The 17,117-nt window shown below is 64.9% G+C and carries 18 protein-coding genes; 12 read left to right on the top strand and 6 right to left on the bottom strand.

Annotated elements, in window-relative coordinates:
- Nucleotides 1-646, top strand: a 646-nt coding sequence (recO, locus tag P1U75_RS18025) for a DNA repair protein RecO (RefSeq protein WP_300245706.1), incomplete at its 5' end; no start/stop codon positions are given.
- On the opposite strand, the gene P1U75_RS18020 is transcribed toward recO, so the two are convergent.
- Complete coding sequence (locus P1U75_RS18020) at nucleotides 630-1,019, bottom strand: META domain-containing protein (RefSeq protein WP_300245704.1); 390 nt, start codon at nucleotides 1,017-1,019, stop codon at nucleotides 630-632. The two genes, recO and P1U75_RS18020, sit on opposite strands and share 17 nt — an antisense overlap.
- A gap of 89 nt (nucleotides 1,020-1,108) precedes the next feature.
- Between P1U75_RS18020 and P1U75_RS18015 the strand changes: the two genes are divergently transcribed.
- Nucleotides 1,109-1,597, top strand: coding sequence for a TrmO family methyltransferase (locus P1U75_RS18015; RefSeq protein WP_300245701.1), 489 nt, complete (start codon nucleotides 1,109-1,111; stop codon nucleotides 1,595-1,597).
- A gap of 179 nt (nucleotides 1,598-1,776) precedes the next feature.
- Here the strand turns inward: P1U75_RS18015 and P1U75_RS18010 are convergent, their stop codons facing one another.
- Complete coding sequence (locus P1U75_RS18010; RefSeq protein ID WP_300245700.1) at nucleotides 1,777-3,468, bottom strand: acyl-CoA dehydrogenase family protein; 1,692 nt, start codon at nucleotides 3,466-3,468, stop codon at nucleotides 1,777-1,779.
- Nucleotides 3,469-3,613: 145 nt separating this feature from the next.
- On the opposite strand from P1U75_RS18010, the gene P1U75_RS18005 reads away from it, so the two are divergent.
- Entirely contained in the window at nucleotides 3,614-4,381 is a 768-nt protein-coding gene (locus P1U75_RS18005) for a sulfite exporter TauE/SafE family protein (RefSeq protein WP_300245697.1), read from the top strand.
- Nucleotides 4,382-4,390: 9 nt separating this feature from the next.
- Here P1U75_RS18005 and P1U75_RS18000 read toward each other — a convergent pair whose 3' ends face one another.
- Both P1U75_RS18000 and P1U75_RS17995 read right to left on the bottom strand, forming a co-directional pair.
- On the bottom strand, nucleotides 4,391-4,756 hold the full coding sequence (locus P1U75_RS18000) for a TusE/DsrC/DsvC family sulfur relay protein (RefSeq protein ID WP_300245695.1): 366 nt from the start codon (nucleotides 4,754-4,756) through the stop codon (nucleotides 4,391-4,393).
- A gap of 114 nt (nucleotides 4,757-4,870) precedes the next feature.
- Nucleotides 4,871-6,469 (bottom strand): phosphoenolpyruvate carboxykinase, encoded by a 1,599-nt coding sequence (locus P1U75_RS17995; RefSeq protein ID WP_300245693.1) that lies wholly within the window; start codon nucleotides 6,467-6,469, stop codon nucleotides 4,871-4,873.
- A 337-nt stretch (nucleotides 6,470-6,806) separates the two neighbouring features.
- On the opposite strand from P1U75_RS17995, the gene P1U75_RS17990 reads away from it, so the two are divergent.
- The 8 genes from P1U75_RS17990 to P1U75_RS17955 all read left to right on the top strand — a co-directional run bounded on the left by P1U75_RS17990 (nucleotide 6,807) and on the right by P1U75_RS17955 (nucleotide 14,947).
- Complete coding sequence (locus tag P1U75_RS17990) at nucleotides 6,807-7,508, top strand: response regulator transcription factor (RefSeq protein ID WP_300245691.1); 702 nt, start codon at nucleotides 6,807-6,809, stop codon at nucleotides 7,506-7,508.
- Nucleotides 7,509-7,541: 33 nt separating this feature from the next.
- Nucleotides 7,542-9,251, top strand: a complete 1,710-nt coding sequence (locus tag P1U75_RS17985) for a sensor histidine kinase (protein ID WP_300245689.1) — start codon at nucleotides 7,542-7,544, stop codon at nucleotides 9,249-9,251.
- A gap of 4 nt (nucleotides 9,252-9,255) precedes the next feature.
- Entirely contained in the window at nucleotides 9,256-9,705 is a 450-nt protein-coding gene (locus P1U75_RS17980) for an HPr kinase/phosphorylase (protein ID WP_300245687.1), read from the top strand.
- Nucleotides 9,705-10,586 (top strand): RNase adapter RapZ, encoded by an 882-nt coding sequence (rapZ, locus tag P1U75_RS17975; RefSeq protein ID WP_300245686.1) that lies wholly within the window; start codon nucleotides 9,705-9,707, stop codon nucleotides 10,584-10,586. The genes P1U75_RS17980 and rapZ overlap by 1 nt, the downstream gene beginning before the upstream one ends.
- Before the next feature lie 22 nt (nucleotides 10,587-10,608).
- On the top strand, nucleotides 10,609-11,007 hold the full coding sequence (locus P1U75_RS17970; protein ID WP_300245684.1) for a PTS fructose transporter subunit IIA: 399 nt from the start codon (nucleotides 10,609-10,611) through the stop codon (nucleotides 11,005-11,007).
- Between the two features lie 9 nt (nucleotides 11,008-11,016).
- Nucleotides 11,017-11,286: an HPr family phosphocarrier protein gene (locus P1U75_RS17965; protein WP_300245681.1), complete on the top strand. Its 270-nt coding sequence runs from the start codon at nucleotides 11,017-11,019 to the stop codon at nucleotides 11,284-11,286.
- 41 nt (nucleotides 11,287-11,327) lie between these two features.
- A complete protein-coding gene (locus P1U75_RS17960; protein WP_300245679.1) occupies nucleotides 11,328-12,224 on the top strand; it encodes a lysophospholipid acyltransferase family protein in 897 nt (298 codons plus the stop codon).
- 305 nt (nucleotides 12,225-12,529) lie between these two features.
- Nucleotides 12,530-14,947: an ATP-binding protein gene (locus tag P1U75_RS17955; protein WP_300245677.1), complete on the top strand. Its 2,418-nt coding sequence runs from the start codon at nucleotides 12,530-12,532 to the stop codon at nucleotides 14,945-14,947.
- A gap of 49 nt (nucleotides 14,948-14,996) precedes the next feature.
- On the opposite strand, the gene P1U75_RS17950 is transcribed toward P1U75_RS17955, so the two are convergent.
- Nucleotides 14,997-15,872 (bottom strand): 3-hydroxybutyryl-CoA dehydrogenase, encoded by an 876-nt coding sequence (locus P1U75_RS17950; RefSeq protein ID WP_300245675.1) that lies wholly within the window; start codon nucleotides 15,870-15,872, stop codon nucleotides 14,997-14,999.
- 162 nt (nucleotides 15,873-16,034) lie between these two features.
- On the opposite strand from P1U75_RS17950, the gene P1U75_RS17945 reads away from it, so the two are divergent.
- A complete protein-coding gene (locus P1U75_RS17945) occupies nucleotides 16,035-16,862 on the top strand; it encodes a DUF6473 family protein (RefSeq protein WP_300245673.1) in 828 nt (275 codons plus the stop codon).
- Nucleotides 16,863-16,933: 71 nt separating this feature from the next.
- On the opposite strand, the gene P1U75_RS17940 is transcribed toward P1U75_RS17945, so the two are convergent.
- Nucleotides 16,934-17,117: FAD-binding protein (locus tag P1U75_RS17940; RefSeq protein ID WP_300245672.1), on the bottom strand; the 184-nt coding region annotated here is incomplete at its 5' end.

The raw sequence follows: 17,117 nt of genomic DNA, 5'->3' as shown, positions 1-17,117 counted from the left end.
ATCCCACGGCCGCCACGCCGGCGTGGTGCCGGGCGGCGCCAGCCGCAGGCAGGCGCCGGTGCTACAACCGGGCGCGCAGCTCGACCTGACATGGCGGGCGCGGCTCGAAGATCATATCGGCACCTACCGCGCGGAACCCCTGCGCAGCCGCGCCGGCGCCGCGCTGTCGGGCCGGCTGGCGCTGGCCGGGCTGAACGCGGTCACCGGCCTGTTGTCCTTTGCCCTGGCCGAACGCGAGGTGCATGGCGCCCTCTACCGCCGCACCGAACAGCTTCTCGACCTGCTGGGCCAGGACGAAATCTGGCCGCTGGCCTATCTCAATTGGGAACTGGCCCTGCTGGACGATCTTGGCTTCGGCCTCGACCTCAGCCAATGCGCGGCGACCGGGGTCAATGACGAGCTGATCTACGTCTCGCCCCGGTCCGGCCGCGCGGTGTCGCGCCACGGGGCGGGCGACTGGGCCGACCGGATGCTGCCCTTGCCGCCCTGCCTGCGCGGCGACGGGCCGGCGCCGGATGCCGAGATCGCCGAGGCGCTGCGCACCACCGGCTATTTCCTGCACCACAGGTTGGCCCCGGCGCTGGGCAACACCCCCTTGCCCGAGGCGCGCGCGCGGTTCATCGAGGCCTTCACTCGGCGGCTCTGAACACCATCTCGCGCCCCGCCGCGTTGCGCAGGATCAGCGTGTCGCCGATCACCTCCGCCTCTCCCATCGCGCTCAGCGCCCGGAGAAAGGCGGCCTCGGTCCGCATCTGGGGGCAGGCCCGGCGGGTGGCGATGATCTGGCCCGCGTCGAACCACGGGTAGGGTGTCGTCATCACGCCGGAATAGCGGTTGCAGGGCGCCTCGCCCGCGATCCGGCCCGGTTCGGGAAATCGCAGCGTCGCCGTGGCGGAAAAGGGCGCGCCGTCCAGTTCGGCCAGACGCCAGAGCCTGTCCGCCGCGCCGTAGCCGGCGACGCTTTCGTCCCGTGCGCACATGTCCAGCCCCAGCAGGGCGATCAGCAAGAACAACCGCATGGGCGACAGCATGCCACGCCGGTGCCGCTTGCGCAAAGCTCTTGGGCTGCCTCTACTGGGGCGACGCGCGGCAGAACGAGGAGGACAGGATGGGTGAAGACAGGGAAATCCGCGAAGGCGAAGAAAAGCTTCATTTCGATCCCGGTGACAGGGCGCAGGCGGAGGTCACCTTCATCGGGCACATCCGCTCCGACTGGGCACGGGGAACCGCGCCCCGGAACCTGACCCAGGCACGGGCGCTGGGCGGCGGCAATGCCCGGATCGAGCTTGACCCGGTTTATGCACGCGGCCTTGCCGGGCTCGAGGTCGGGCGGCCGATCTGGGTGCTCTACTGGATGGACCGGGGCCGGCGCGACCTGATCGTGCAGGCGCCGCACCACCGGCCCGACCCGCGCGGGGTGTTTTCCCTGCGCTCGCCGGTGCGTCCCAACCCGATCGCCATGGCGGCGGTGCGGATCACCGATCTGGACGCGGTGCGCGGGGTGATCGAGATCGACGCCACCGACGCCTTCGACATGACCCCGGTGGTCGACATCAAACCCTGGTTCGACGGCATCGACATCCCGCCGGAGGGGTGAGCCGTCCAAGGCAAAAGGGCGCGACCATTACGGCCACGCCCTCGCTTTTTCTGGCCGGAAATACTCCGGGGGAGGCGCCGCAGGCGACGGGGGCAGGGCCCCCATTCTCGGGCTGCGTGCGCGGGGCTCCGCCCGTTCGAGGCGGGAAATGGTCCAACGGACCATTTCCCGGGCGCACCCTACCCGAGTAGACGCCGCGCGATCACCTGCGCCTGGATCTCGGCGGCGCCTTCGAAGATGTTCAGGATCCGCGCATCGCACAACACGCGGCTGATCTTGTACTCCAGCGCGAAGCCGTTGCCGCCGTGGATCTGCAGCCCGTTGTCGGCCGCCGCCCAGGCCACCCGCGCGCCCAGCAGCTTGGCCATCCCGGCCTCCAGGTCGCAGCGCTTGCCGTGGTCCTTCTGCCAGGCGCTGAAATAGGTCAGCTGGCGCGCCACCATGATCTCGACCGCCATCATCGCCAGCTTGTCGGCGACGCGGGGGAAGGCGATCAGCGATTTTCCGAACTGTTTGCGGTCCTGGGCGTATTGCATCGCGATATCCAGCGCCGATTGCGCCACGCCGATGGCCCGCGCGGCGGTCTGGATGCGGGCCGATTCGAAGGTCTCCATCAATTGCTTGAAGCCTTTGCCCTCTTCCTGCCCCAGCAGGTTCTCGCCTTTGACCTTGAAGCCGTCAAAGCCCAGCTCGTATTCCTTCATGCCGCGATAGCCCAGCACCTCGATCTCGCCGCCGGTCATGCCGGGGGTGGGAAAGGGATCGCCCTCGGTGCCCGGCGTCTTTTCGGCCAGGAACATCGACAGCCCCTTGTAGTTGCTGGTGTCGGGATCGGTGCGCGCCAGCAGGGTCATCACGTTGGCCCGCGCCGCGTGGGTGATCCAGGTCTTGTTGCCGGTCACGGTGTAATCGCCGTCCGCGCCCTTCACCGCGCGGGTGCGCAGCGAACCCAGGTCCGACCCGGTGTTGGGCTCGGTGAACACCGCCGTTGGCAGGACCTCGCCGCTGGCGATCTTCGGCAGCCAGTGTTCCTTTTGCAGGTCGGTGCCGCCGGCGAGGATCAGCTCGGCCGCGATCTCCGAGCGGGTGCCGAGGGAGCCGACGCCGATATAGCCGCGCGACAGCTCTTCCGAGACCACCACCATCGAGGCTTTCGACAGGCCCAGCCCGCCCAGATTCTCGGGGATCGTCAGGCCGAACACCCCCATTTCGGCCAGTTCCTCGATGATCTCCATCGGGATCAGCTCGTCCTTGAGGTGCCAGTCATGGGCAAAGGGCTCGACCTTTTCCACCGCGAAGCGGCGGAACTGGTCGCGGATCATCTCCAGTTCCTCGTCCAGACCGGAGGCGCCCACGGTGGTTTCCGCCGCGCGGTCCTGCATCAGCTCGACCAGCCGGCGACGGGCGGCGGGGGTGTTGCCGCCGCGGGTCAGGGTTGCGATGGCCGCGCCGTCCAGCGCGTCGGTGTCTTCGACGGCCAGCCCCAGATCGGAAAGGCGCACGATCTCGCCCTGGCTCATCGGGATGCCGCCACGGATCTGCGCCAGGTATTCGCCGAACGCGATCTGGTGGATCAGCTGTTCCACCTCGCCGAACTTGCCCGCCTCCTGCAACCGGGTGGCCCAACCCTGCATCTGGCGCAGCGCCTCGACATAGGTGGCCAGCCACGAGAGCCCATGCGCGGCGGTCTGGTTGGCCTCCAGCATGGCGCCCGAAATGCAGCCGCCCTCGCTGACCGTCTCGCGCAACCGGGCCTTGGCGGCCTCCAGCACGGTCTCGGCGGACGCGATCGCCGCACCGGTCAGGCTCAGCAGTTCGGGCAGAATTGCACTCTCGGTTTTCATCGTCGGGTCCTGTCCGTCATGGGCCATGAATCATATCCTCCGTCACGCCGCTTGGTCCTAATCACTTCGCAATTGCAGCGCAACAAAAATACGCCCAAAGCCCCGCGCTGGTTCAATAGTTGCGTGAATATTTTTGCAGTGCAGCGCCGCGCCGCGATGGTATGAGAGGGGAATGGACATGTTCTTCTCTTTCCTCACGCCGGGCTTGGCGGCCTATACCCTGGCAATTGCGGTGCTGGCCGGGTTGGTCAAGGGCATGGTCGGTTTTGCCATGCCGATGATCCTGGTCTCCGGGCTGGGCACGGTCCTGCCGCCCGAGGTGGCGCTGGCCGGGTTGATTCTGCCCACGGTGGTTACCAACGGGGTGCAGGCGCTGCGCCATGGACCGGCGGCGGCGCTGACCTCGATCCGCCGGTTCCGGGTGTTCCTGGTCGTCGGCGGGGTATTCCTGCTGGCCAGCGCACAGCTTGTCGCTGTGTTGCCGATCCCGGTGATGCTGCTGATCCTCGGTGTCATGATCACCGGGTTCACGCTGATGCAACTGGCCGGGGTGCGGTTCCGCCTTTCCGCGCCCTCCACGCGCATCGAGGCTGCGGTGGGTGCCTTTGCCGGGTCGATCGGCGGTGTCTCCGGGGTCTGGGGGCCGCCCACGGTGGCCTATCTGACCGCGCTGAACACGCCCAAGGCCGACCAGATCCGGGTGCAGGGGGTGATCTACGGGCTGGGCGCGCTGGTGCTGATGGTCGCGCATGTGGCCTCTGGCGTGCTCAACCGCGAAACGTTGCCGTTCTCGGCGGCGCTGCTCGTCCCCACGCTGCTGGGCATGTGGCTGGGCGGGCGCATCCACGACCGGATCGACCAGCAGGCGTTCCGGCGCGCGACGCTGGTAGTGCTGACACTGGCGGGGCTGAACCTGCTGCGGCGCGGTCTGATCGGCTGAGGCGCCGGGTCAGCCGGTCGACCAGGCGCGCGGCTGTCTCATGCCGGCGATCTTGCAGACCTGCTTGACGTAGCCCTGCGGGAACAAGCCGAACAACACGTCCTTGGCCTGCGACTTGCTCAGCCCTTCGGGTTCGGCGAGGTACTTCAGCACGAAGCGCACGTCGGGCATCACCCCGTGCTCCTCCTCCCAGGCGCGGACAAAGCGGATCACCTCCATGTGCCGGTCGGTGAGGGTGATACCGTCCTGTTCGGCGACAAGTTCGGCAAAACCCGGGCTCCACAGCGACGGATCGGTCAGATAACCGTATTCGTCAACCGTCACCTCGCCTTCGGGAAGGCGGATCCGGGTCAGGATGTCAGGCCGCGTTCGCATATGCGGAGTTTGGCATATATATCTGGATTTTCCAAGCGGAGATCACGGGGCATGAAAAAACGCCCCGGCGCGGCGCCGGGGCGTTGGGGGTCCGTGGGCAGCAGGGCGCCGCGATCAGCCGATCGCAACCGCCTTCACGTCGTCGTCGATATAGGGAACGTACTGTTCGAAATTGTCCGAGAACATCTGCACCAGCTTTTTTGCCTGCGCGTCGTAGGCGTCCTTGTCGGCCCAGGTCTGGCGCGGGTCCAGAAGCTGGGTATCGACACCGGGCACCGCGACCGGAACCTCAAAGCCGAAATTCTCGTCCTTGCGGAACTCCGCCTCGTTCAGCGAGCCTTCCAGCGCGGCGGTCAGCAGCGCGCGGGTGGCCTTGATCGGCATCCGGCTGCCGGTGCCGAAGGCGCCGCCGGTCCAGCCGGTGTTGACCAGCCAGCAGGTGGCGCCGTGCTGGGCGATCTTCTCCTGCAGCAGCTTGCCATAGGCCTCCGGACGGCGCGGCATGAAGGGCGCGCCGAAGCAGGTCGAGAAGGTGGGTTCAGGCTCGACCACGCCGCGCTCGGTGCCCGGGGTTTTCGAGGTGAAGCCGGACAGGAAGTGATACATCGCCTGCGCCGGGGTCAACCGCGAGATCGGCGGCAGCACGCCGTAGGCGTCGCAGGTCAGCAGGATGATGTTCTTGGGGTGCCCGCCCATCGCGTTTTCCGAGGCGTTCGAGATATACTCCAGCGGATAGGCGCAGCGCATGTTCTCGGTCAGCGAGCTATCCGCGAAATCCAGGTCGAAGGTCTCGGGATCATAGACCATGTTCTCGATCACGGTGCCGAACTTCTCGGTGGTGGCGTAGATCTCCGGCTCCGCCTCGGGGCTCAGGTTGATCGTCTTGGCATAGCAGCCGCCCTCGAAATTGAAGGTGCCGCGATCCGACCAGCCGTGCTCGTCGTCGCCGATCAGGATCCGCGCCGGATCGGCCGACAGCGTGGTCTTGCCGGTGCCCGACAGGCCAAAGAAGATCGCGGTATCGACCGGGTTGCCGACCGCATGGTTGGCCGAACAGTGCATCGGCATCACGCCTTTTTCAGGCAGCAGGTAGTTCAGCAGGGTGAACACCGATTTCTTGTTCTCGCCGGCGTATTCGGTATTGGCGACGAGGATCAGCTTCTTGTCGAAGTTCAGCGCGATCACGGTGTCGGAGCGGCAGTCGTGGCGCGCCGGGTCGGCCTTGAAGCTGGGACAGTTGATAATGGTGAAATCGGCTTCATAGCCACCGAGCGTTTCGCGCGTGGGGCGGCGCAGCATGTGGCGATTGAAAAGCGCGTGCCAGGCCAGTTCGGTCACCATGCGCACGTTGATCGCATAGGCCGGGTCGGCACCGCCCACCAGGTCCTGCACGTAAAAGTCGCGGCCCTTCATATGCTCCAGCATGTCGGCGTAAAGGGTGTCGAACCCCTCGGGCGACATCGCGGCGTTGTTTTCCCACCAGATCGTGTCGATGACGCTGTCGGTCCTGACTACATGCTTGTCCTTGGGCGAACGGCCGGTGAACTTGCCGGTGGTCACCAGGAACGCGCCGCCTTTGCCAAGGGTGCCTTCGCCGCGCTTCACCGCCGCTTCGATCAGCGCCGGCTCCATGAGGTTGTAATGGACATTGCCCAGGCCCTCGATGCCCTGGTCCTCGAGGCGGAATTGCGGGTTGACCCGTCCGGATGTCATGCGTTCGTTCTCCTATGGCGGCGTCTGGCGTCGCGGTTCGTTCTATCGCTGTGCGGGGCGACCCCGGGTGAAATGACCCGGTGAAGCGCTCTTAACATGACGTTTTAGGCCATGAACAGAACGCTTGGGCGCAGTTAGCGCAACCAAGGCGATGTTTAGCGCAACCACCCCGTGCGCGGGCCCGCAACCTGCGACAATTCAACCATGCTTAAGGAAATTCTGTTGCCATAGGGCCGTATTGTTTTGGCGAATCGCAGTTAAGGATTGATTCGCCACGTGAAAAAAGGGCAGAATGATGGAAAAAACGTGGCAGTCACGAGCAGATAGGTGAACTCCAATGTCTAAGATCGCGCTGGTTGACGACGACAGGAATATTCTGACGTCCGTATCCATGACACTCGAGGCCGAGGGGTTCGAGGTCGAAACCTACAACGACGGGCAGCAGGCGCTAGACGCCTTCAACAAGAAACTGCCCGACATGGCCGTGCTGGACATCAAGATGCCCCGCATGGACGGCATGGACCTGCTGCAGCGGCTGCGGCAGAAAACCCAGATGCCGGTGATCTTTCTCACCTCAAAGGATGACGAGATCGACGAGGTTCTCGGGCTGCGCATGGGCGCCGACGACTATGTGAAAAAGCCGTTCTCGCAGCGTCTGCTGGTCGAACGCATCCGCGCCCTGCTGCGCCGGCAGGAGGCGGTGGCGGGCGATGCCGCCGGCACCGGCCCCGAAACCAAGGTGATGGAGCGCGGCAACCTTCGGATGGACCCGCTGCGCCACTCGGTCGCCTGGAAGGGCAACGACGTCTCGCTCACGGTGACCGAATTCCTGCTGCTGCAGGCGCTCGCGCAGCGCCCTGGTTTCGTGAAAAGCCGCGATCAGCTGATGGACGTGGCCTATGACGACCAGGTCTATGTCGACGACCGCACCATCGACAGCCATATCAAACGCCTGCGCAAGAAGATGCGCAGCGCCGATGCGGACTTCTCGGCGATCGAGACGCTCTATGGCATCGGCTATCGCTATAACGAGGAATAGGGGCCGCTCCGGCCTGTTTCACAAGAGGTTGACGTGCGCGATACAGGCGCCACTCAGATGAACCGCGACGGCGATGTCGTGCTGGGCGATGATTGGGTCGCCCCGCGCGAGACCATGGCCGCGGAGATGCGCGCGAACCGCGACCGCCGCGGCTTCTTTTCGCTGCGCGGCTCGCCGCTGACCCGCAAGATCATCGTCTTCAACCTGATCGCGCTGATCCTGCTGGTTGCCGGGCTGCTCTATCTCAACGCCTCGCGCGAAAGCCTCATCGCGCAGCGCGCCGGCGCCCTCGCCGGCGAGGCGCGGCTGATTGCCAATGTGTTCGAGGCGCAGCTTCCCGCCCGCGGCCCGGTGAACCTGGCCGCCGGGGACGGCATCGACGTGCCCGAAACCCTGTCCGCGCTGACCCTGCGCGGCGGGGTCGAGGTGGTGGTGTTCGATCCTGCCGCCAACGTGGTCGGCAAGACGCTGGGAACCGGCGCCAATCTGCCGCCTTCCGCCGCGCCCGAGACGGGGCGCACATTAATCAGCGATGGCCTGTCGGCGCTCTGGAATGTCGTGGCCGGGCTGTTCTCTGCCCCGCGCGAGGCCGCCGCGCCCGCCATGATCGAGGACCGGCTGCGCGCCGTCGTTCCGCCCGCGTTGAACAGCGGGGTGACAGGCGTTTCAACCCTGGCCAACGGCGCCGCCTCCACCGAACTGGCCGCGATCACCCCGATCCTGCAGGGCGGCAAGGTGGTGGGCGCCATCGCCGTGGTCAGCCCCGCGGGCGAGGTCGATGCGCTGGTGCGCGCCGCACGCGAGCGGGTGCTGCAGATGTTCATCGTCGCGCTTCTGGTCTCGGTCGGGCTAAGTCTGGTGCTGGCCTCGACCATCGCCAATCCGCTGGCCGATCTGGCCGAGGCCGCCGAACTGGGCCGCGACCGCAACGCGCGCAAGATGAACCCGGGCCGCGTCCGCATCCCCGACCTGACCGCGCGCCCCGACGAGATCGGGCGGCTGTCGCGCGCGCTGCGCGGCATGGTCACGGCGCTCTATCACCGCATCGACGGCAACGAACAATTCGCCGCCGATGTCGCGCATGAGATCAAGAACCCGCTGGCCAGCCTGCAATCGGCGGTCGGCACCCTGCGCATGGTCAAGCGCGACGACCAGCGCGAGAAACTGCTCGATGTGATCGAACACGACGTCCGCCGCCTCGACCGGCTGGTCAGCGATATCTCCAATGCTTCGCGCCTCGACGCCGAACTGGTCAAGGAGGAGGAAGAGCGTTTCGACCTGCTCGCAATGCTGTCGAACCTCAACCAGTACCTGGGCGAGGACGCCCGCGCCAAGGGCATCGACTATATCACCGACCTGCCCGACGACCCGATCGTCATCCAGGGGCTGGAGGCGCGGCTGGCGCAGGTCTTCGTCAACCTGATCACCAACGCGATTTCCTTCTGCGATGAGGGCGACGCCATCCGCGTCTGGGCCCGCAAACGGCAGAACCGGGTTTTGGTGGTGGTCGAGGATACCGGCCCCGGCATCCCCGAAGAGGCGCTGAGCAAGATCTTCAAGCGGTTCTATTCACAGCGCCCGGAGGAGCATTTCGGCAACAACTCGGGGCTCGGGCTGGCCATCTCCAAGCAGATCGTCGAGGCCCATGGCGGCGTGATCTGGGCCGAGAACATCCGTCCGACCGAGGTCGACGTTACCTCCGACCCGCTCGGCGCCCGCTTCGTCGTGGGCCTGCCGGTCTAGGCCCGTGGCGGCACCCGCCGGTCCCTCCGCCCCGCCCGAGACCATCCTGCACGCCTCCTGCGTGGCGCTGGCAGGGCGTGCGCTGCTGATCACCGGCGCCTCGGGGCGGGGCAAGTCGTCGCTGGCACTGCGGATGATGGCGCTGGGCGCGACGCTGGTCGCCGACGACCGCGTGGCGCTGCGCCGGTCCGGCGACGCGGTGCTGGCCGGCGCCCCGCCGACGATTTCGGGCCTGATCGAGGCGCGCGGGCTTGGCCTGCTGCATGCCGATCCGGCCGGCCCGGTTCCGGTCTTCGCCCTGCTCGATCTCGACCGGGACGAGACCGACCGCTTGCCGCCCGCGCGCCACCGTGATCTGCTGGGACGGCCCGTTCCCTTGCTTTTCCGGGTCGATGCGCCACATTTCCCTGCGGCACTCTTTCAGTTCCTCAAGACCGGGCGGCGAACCCTATGATGGCCACGACCCAACCGTCCCCCGTGCGCCTCGTGCTGGTGACGGGCCCCTCCGGCGCCGGCCGCACGACGGCGATCCGCGCGCTCGAGGATCTGGGGTTCGAGGCCATCGACAACCTGCCGCTCCGGCTGGTTCCGCTGCTGCTCGACGGGCCGCGCCCGACGCGGCCTTTGGCGCTGGGCATCGACCCGCGCAACCGGGATTTCTCGACCGCCGGGCTGCTCGACATGATCGAAACGCTGGCCGCCCGCGTCGATGTCGAGCCGACCGCGCTCTACCTCGACTGCCGCGAAGACGTGCTGATCCGGCGGTTTTCCGAAACCCGGCGCCGTCACCCGCTGGCCCCGGCCGAAAGCCCCGAGATCGGCATCCGCCGCGAACTGGGCCTGCTGGCCCCGATCCGCGACCGCGCCGACGTGCTGATCGACACCTCGGACCTGACGCCGCAGCAGCTGCGCACCGAGACCGAAGGCTGGTTCGCTCCGGACGGCGACGGGCGGCTGGCGCTGACGGTGCACAGCTTTTCCTACAAGCGCGGGCTGCCGCGCGGCATCGACATGGTGTTCGACTGCCGGTTTCTCTCCAACCCCTATTGGGTGCCCGAACTGCGCGATCTCAATGGCCGCGACCCGCGCGTTGCCGGCCATGTCGCCGCGGACCCGCGGTTCGACCCGTTCTTTTCCCGCGTGCTCGACCTGACCCGTCTGCTGCTGCCGGCCTATACCGAAGAGGGTAAGTCGCATCTTTCCATCGCCTTCGGCTGCACCGGCGGGCAACACCGCTCGGTCACGCTGGCGGAATCCCTGGCCAAGGCCCTTGCAGAGGACGGACGGCAGGTGTCAATTAGGCACCGCGAGCTGGACAGCCAGCACAATGAATGAGGGGCCGGGGGCCGCGCACCGGATGATCGGGATCGTAATTGTGGCGCATGGCGGGCTGGCCAGGGAATACCTCGCCGCCGTCGAGCACGTGATCGGCAAGCAGCCGGGCCTTGTCGCCGTGTCGATCGAGCCGGATCACGACCGCGACGCCAAGCAACGAGAGATCAGCGCCGCCGCCGACTCGGTCGATACCGGCGACGGGGTGGTGATCGTGACCGACCTGTTCGGCGGCTCGCCCTCCAACCTCAGCCTGCGGGCCTGCGCCCCCTCGGACCGGCGGATTCTTTACGGCGCCAACCTGCCGATGCTGATCAAACTGGCGAAAAGCCGCCACCTGTCGGTCGGCGACGCGGTGCGCAGTGCCATGGAGGCGGGCCGCAAGTATATCAACAGCCGCAACATCGGCCCGAATGAAGTCTGAACAAGTCATATGATCCGACGCACTCTGAAAATCTGCAACGAAAAGGGCCTGCACGCCCGCGCCTCGGCCAAGCTGGTCGAGGTTGTCGAAGGCTTCGATGCTCAGGCCGAGGTGATGCGCGACGGTTTGACCGCCTCGGGCGACAGCATCATGGGGCTTTTGATGTTGGCAGCGTCCAAGGGAACGACTATTGACGTCGAGACGTCCGGACCGGATGCTGAGGCGTTGGCCGAGGCGCTCGAGGCGCTCGTAGCCGACAGGTTCGGTGAAGACTACTGACGCAGCCACCGGCACGCCCTGCGATGAACGGGAAGCAAAAATTGGTCGATACCGCGCACAACAGCAACACAAGGCTCTCAGCCAAACCCGAGGCGGCGTCTCAGGGCGAGGTCTATGACCGACGCACGCTGACTTATTCCAATTCCTTCGACGATCCCTGGACCTCCTTCGCCATCAAGGCGATCGAATGGGCGACCGGCAAACCGTCGATCCTGCGCATGGTCAACAAGTTCGAGAAGATGAACGCCGACTACCGCGGGCAGAAATTCTGGCGCGGCGCGCTCGACGTCATGGGGATCGATCTGCAGACCCCGGCCGAACAGCTTGCCAACATCCCCGGCGACGGCCCTGTCGTGGTGGTGGCCAACCACCCGCACGGCATGGTCGATGGCATGATCCTCGCCGACCTGATCGGCCGGGTGCGCCTCGATTACCGCATCCTGACCCGCTCGGTGCTCACCGGCCTGGACGAGGCGGCGACCTCCTTCATGATCCCGGTACCCTTCCCGCACGATCCCGATGCCCAGCGCAAGATGGTCGAGATGCGCGCCAACGCGATGGACGTTCTGGGCCAGGGCGGTGTCGTCGCGCTGTTCCCCTCCGGCGTCGTGATGTCGGCAGACACCTGGATGGGTCCGCCGGTCGAGCGCGAATGGAACGTGTTCACCGCCAAGATGATCCGCAAGTCCGGCGCGCGCGTGGTCCCGATCTATTTCCCGGGCCGCAATTCGCGCGCCTACCAGATCGCCTGCCAGGTCTCGCCGATCCTGCGCCAGGGTCTTTTGCTGCACGAGATCGTGCGCTCCTGCAACAAGCCGCAGGCGCCCGTCGTCGGCGCCCCGCTGACCGAAGCGCAGATGGCGCGGCTGGAAACCGACCCGCGCGGCTTCATGGCCTGGCTGCGCGACCATACGCTGGCTCTGGGCTCCTCCTCCTGAGCATCTCCCTGGAGAGCGCCCCCGGTCTTTTTCTGGCCTGAAATACTCCGGGTATGATGCGGCAGCTCCAATGAACGCATCTTGTTGGATGCCTCGGATCCAGGGGCGTCGCACCGCGCGAAGAGGGCGGGGCAACTTGGCCCAAGCCCCACCATGATCCTATTGTCGCCACATTCCCAACTATTTTATCAACGCTAATCAACCAAGACCACGGTGGAGCGATATCATTTCGCCAAAGCTGCTCCGCGATTCAAAAACGCCAAGAACCCAGCAGGTTAGAGATGCCGTCACATCATCGCGCAAGAGTGTTCCAGACAGTTATCCTGATCCTGTTTCTCGGCCTCTCATACCTGTCATTTGTCCTGGTACACAAAATCGCACAAAGCAGATCGGAAGAAAGCTTCCAGGTCTTGGCCGATCAGATCCTGACCTCGATTGATCGACGGCTCGAGGAGTATGATCGCATACTTGATGGCGTTTCCGGTCTGGTGATGGCGTCTGACGTGGTGACGGCCGCCGACATGGAGGTCTATGCGAAATCCCTGGATATTCCCGGTGATATGTTTGTGCTTGATGGGATCGGCCTGGCATCGGCGGGCAGCGTGGATCCCGGCGCCGGGGCCGGTGGGCCCATCGTTGGCGGAATGAACAAGCGCACCGCCACATCCTCCAAACCGGCGGAAGACCAGTTCATCGTGCAATATGTCGAGCCACTGGCAAGCCATGAGCAGTTGCTGGGATTGGATTTCGCCAGCGATTCCGAGCTCCTGCCCGTCGCGGAACGCGCACGCGCGGCGGGGGAAACAATCGCGACCGTGCACTTTCCCGGCCGATCGCTGCAAGATCGTTACCCTCAGATCCTGTTGCTCAAGCCAATCTACAAATCTTCGCAGGACAGGACTGTTTTCTTGGGTTTTGCCTTGGCCGTGTTGAATATTGAAAATGCCTTCAAAAACCTGACGCCGTCGCAAGGCAAGTTTCTGACCCTGCATGTGGAGGCTGGCGCGGATACGTTGCGCGGCCCTCTTGAATTCACACCTGCCAGCACCGCCATGACGCCTGATTTTGCGTTTCACCAGTCGATCGAAAAGTTCGGGCAAACCTTCTCGCTGTCGATGAGCAGCACACCCCAGTTCGACGCCGTCCAGCCCTTCCGTGCAAGATGGGTTGTTCTGGCATTGGGGCTTTTCATTACCGCTCTGGTGAGCGCGATCATGCACGTCCTGATCAGAAAGAACATTGCGATCTCTGCCGACGTCACGCGAAAATCGCGGGACCTGGAAACCCAGATTCAGGAGAACCGTTGCATCCTTGAGAACGCGATGCTCTCCATCGTGTCAGTGACCAAGACGGGTCAGATCATCCATTGCAACGAGGCCGCGCTGAAGCTTCTGGCGCATCTGAATGGTCCCGATAACATGGATGGCGAAATGATCAGCGACCTGTTGCCGGATTTCGACATGCAAGAGGGGGACGGTTGGTCAAAAGTGGTCATTGCTCCGATGGCGGGGGGCGAGCCTTTGACGATTGAAATTGAAAAGAAAACCTGGTTCACGGCCGACGGCGAGGAGCGGATCGCCCTTTTGATGCGCGACATCACGGTGAGTGAACGTCTCACGCAGGAAATCGCGGAGGCCGAGCAACGGTGGAACCTTGCCCTGATGAGTGCACATATTGGCGTGTTTGATATCTGCCTGCAGACAAGGACTTCGGTTGTTTCCGATGTCTGGCGCGAGACCCTGAAAATACCGGCGCTGCCCGGATGCAACAATCCTTATCAACTGCAGATGGCCAAAATCCATCCCGATGACCTGGCCATTCTGAAAAAGGCCGAAGATTTCTGTATCAAGGGTCATACCGAACGCGCCACGGCCCGTTTCCGCGTAAACGTGGAACAGGATGAGTGGCGCTGGATCGAGTCGGACGCCGTCGTGGTCAAGCGTGCCCCGGACGGGACTGCCCTCAGGATGCTCGGGATACAGACCGATGTGACGGAGCGTTTCAAGCTCGAGCAGATGAAACGCGAGTTCGTGGCAACGGTCAGCCATGAACTCAGAACGCCGCTGACGTCGATCAAAGGCGCCATCGGGCTTTTGCAAGCCCAGTTGAAAGGGGTCGAGATTTCCGGCGTCGATCGCCTGGTCAATATCGCGGCGTCGAATTCCGACCGGCTTCTCAGCCTTGTGAACGACATTCTGGATCTGGAAAAGCTCAACGCCGGCGGAATGAAGCATGATATGGAACCGGTCAATCTGAACGAGATCCTGACCCTTGCCTCGAAGCAGGTCGAACCCTATGCCGCGCAGTGGAACGTCGAGGTCAAGGTTGTGGAGCCCGAGGTGGACAGGAACATCTGGGCCGACAAGAAACGGATCAATCAGGTCATCACCAACCTGTTGTCAAACGCCTGCAAGTTTTCGGACCCGGACACGGCAGTTCGGCTGACCGCCGAAGTCCAGAACGCCTGCGCGAAAATCTCGGTGAGCAATATCGGTCCCGGCATACCGGAAAAGTTCCGCAGCACGATATTCCAACCCTTTTCGCAAGCGGACAATTCCGACACCCGTCAACGGGGCGGCACCGGATTGGGTCTGAGCATTTCGCGCCGCTTGGTCGAAGAAATGGGCGGCAGCGTCGGATTCAAGAGCGACCCGGGCAAGGAAACCGTTTTCTGGTTCACCTGCCCTTTGGCTGACGATCTGGAGATCGTTCGCGTCGCCTGATGAACCTTGGCGGGGGGCTCCCCGCTTTCCCTTTCCCCGCCTCAACGCCTCAGCGGGTCGGCACCGGCATCTCGCCGCGATAGTCGTAGAAGCCCCGCTGCGTCTTGCGGCCCAGCCAGCCGGCCTCGACATATTTCGTCAACAGCGGGCAGGGGCGGTACTTGGTATCGGCCAGCCCGTCGTGCAGCACGTTCATGATCGCAAGGCAGGTGTCCAGCCCGATGAAATCGGCCAGTTCCAGCGGCCCCATCGGATGGTTCGCGCCCAGCTTCATCGATTCGTCGATCGAGCGCACGTTGCCGACCCCTTCATACAGCGTATAGACCGCTTCGTTGATCATCGGCATCAGGATGCGGTTGACGATGAAGCCGGGAAAATCCTCGGCGCTGGCCGCGGTCTTGCCCAGCCGTTCGACCACCGCAAGGCAGGCCTCGTAGGTCGGCTGGTCGGTGGCGATGCCGCGGATCAGCTCGACCAGTTGCATCACCGGAACCGGGTTCATGAAATGAAATCCCATGAACCGCTCGGGGCGGTCGGTGCGGCTGGCCAGCCGGGTGATCGAAATCGACGAGGTGTTGGAGGTCAGGATCGTGTTGGCCTTCAGATGCGGCTGAAGGTCCTCGAAAATCGCCTGTTTCACGCTCTCGCGCTCGGTCGCGGCCTCGATCACCAGGTCGGCCGCACCGATGTCGGGCAGCGACAGCGTCGTCGTGATCCGCTTCATCGCGGCTTTCACCGTCGCGTCATCAATCTTGCCGCGCGAGGCCTGCCGCGCGAGGTTGCCCTCGATGATCTCCAGCGCAGTGTTCAGCGCGTCCTGGCTGACGTCGGACAGAACGACGTCATACTCGGCCAGCGCCATCACATGGGCGATGCCGTTGCCCATCTGACCCGCCCCGATCACACCAACAGTCTGAATGCTCATCGCCCTGCCTTTCGCCGCGTTTCCGGGCCGACCATACCGGCGCTTTCCGCCGTGGTACAAGGGCCGGTGAACATCGCGATTTTAATCAATTGCCCGCATTAGTCGAATCGCAACGCAATTTCCTCCAGTCTGACAGCCAGGACCACCAGACGGAGGGGCGAGATGAGCCTGCACATGACCGGCGCCGGTGCGCTTGAGGACCCGGTCTGCCACTACCCGGGGTCGCGCCTGCCGGTGCGCGGCCCCTGCACCAGCCTGGCGGCCCCCTACATCGCCTTCCTCGGCGGCAGCGAGACCTTCGGCCGCTTCGTCGCCGCCCCCTTTCCCGCGCTCGCCGACCGCCGCCTGGGCAGGAGCTGCGTCAACCTGGGCAGCATAAACGCCGGGCTCGACGTGGTGCTCGGCGATCCGGGCGCGTTGCGGATCGCCACCGGCGCCGCGCTCTGCGTGGTTCAGCTTCCCGGTGCCCAGAACCTCTCCAACCGCTTCTACCGGGTGCATCCGCGCCGCAACGACCGCTTCCTCGAGGCCACCTTCCACCTCGCCGCGCTCTACCCGGATGTCGATTTCACCGAGTTTCACTTCACCAACCATCTGCTCACCGCGCTCTACCGGTCCTCTGCGGGCCGGTTCGCGCCGATACGGGACGAATTGCGCAGGCTCTGGGTCGCACGCATGCAGCAGCTGATGACGGCGCTCGGCGGCCGCGCCCTGCTGCTCTGGCTGCAATACGGCGACGGGCGGCCGCGCGCGGATGCGCCCCTGGGGGCCGAGCCGCTTCTGGTCTCCCGCAGCATGGTGGATCAGGTTCTGGCGCAGGCACGCGGGCTGGTCGAGGTGCCGGTCACCCCCGCCGGGCAGCTCGAGGGAGAGACCCGCAAGATGGATTTCGGCCCGCTGCAGCGACCGGCGGCCGAACACATGCTGGGGCCCGCCATGCACGCCCGCATCGCCGACCGGGTTGTCGATGTCATCGCCGGGTTGCGCTAGCCGCCAATAAAAAAGGCCCGCCAACCGGCGGGCCTTTCCAATTCGAGCGGGCCGATTGGCCCCCGCCCGGGTTATCCCAGCTTTTCGGTCAGTTCCGGCACGGCGGTGAAGAGGTCGGCGACCAGGCCAAAGTCGGCCACCTGGAAGATCGGCGCCTCCTCGTCCTTGTTGATGGCGACGATGATCTTGGAGTCCTTCATGCCGGCCAGGTGCTGGATCGCGCCGGAGATGCCGACCGCGATGTAAAGCTCGGGC

The organism is Antarcticimicrobium sp., assembly GCF_029212575.1.
Lineage (GTDB): Bacteria > Pseudomonadota > Alphaproteobacteria > Rhodobacterales > Rhodobacteraceae > Antarcticimicrobium.
Note: the sequence above shows the minus strand (reverse complement) of the source record. Positions and strands in the feature narration are given on the sequence as shown.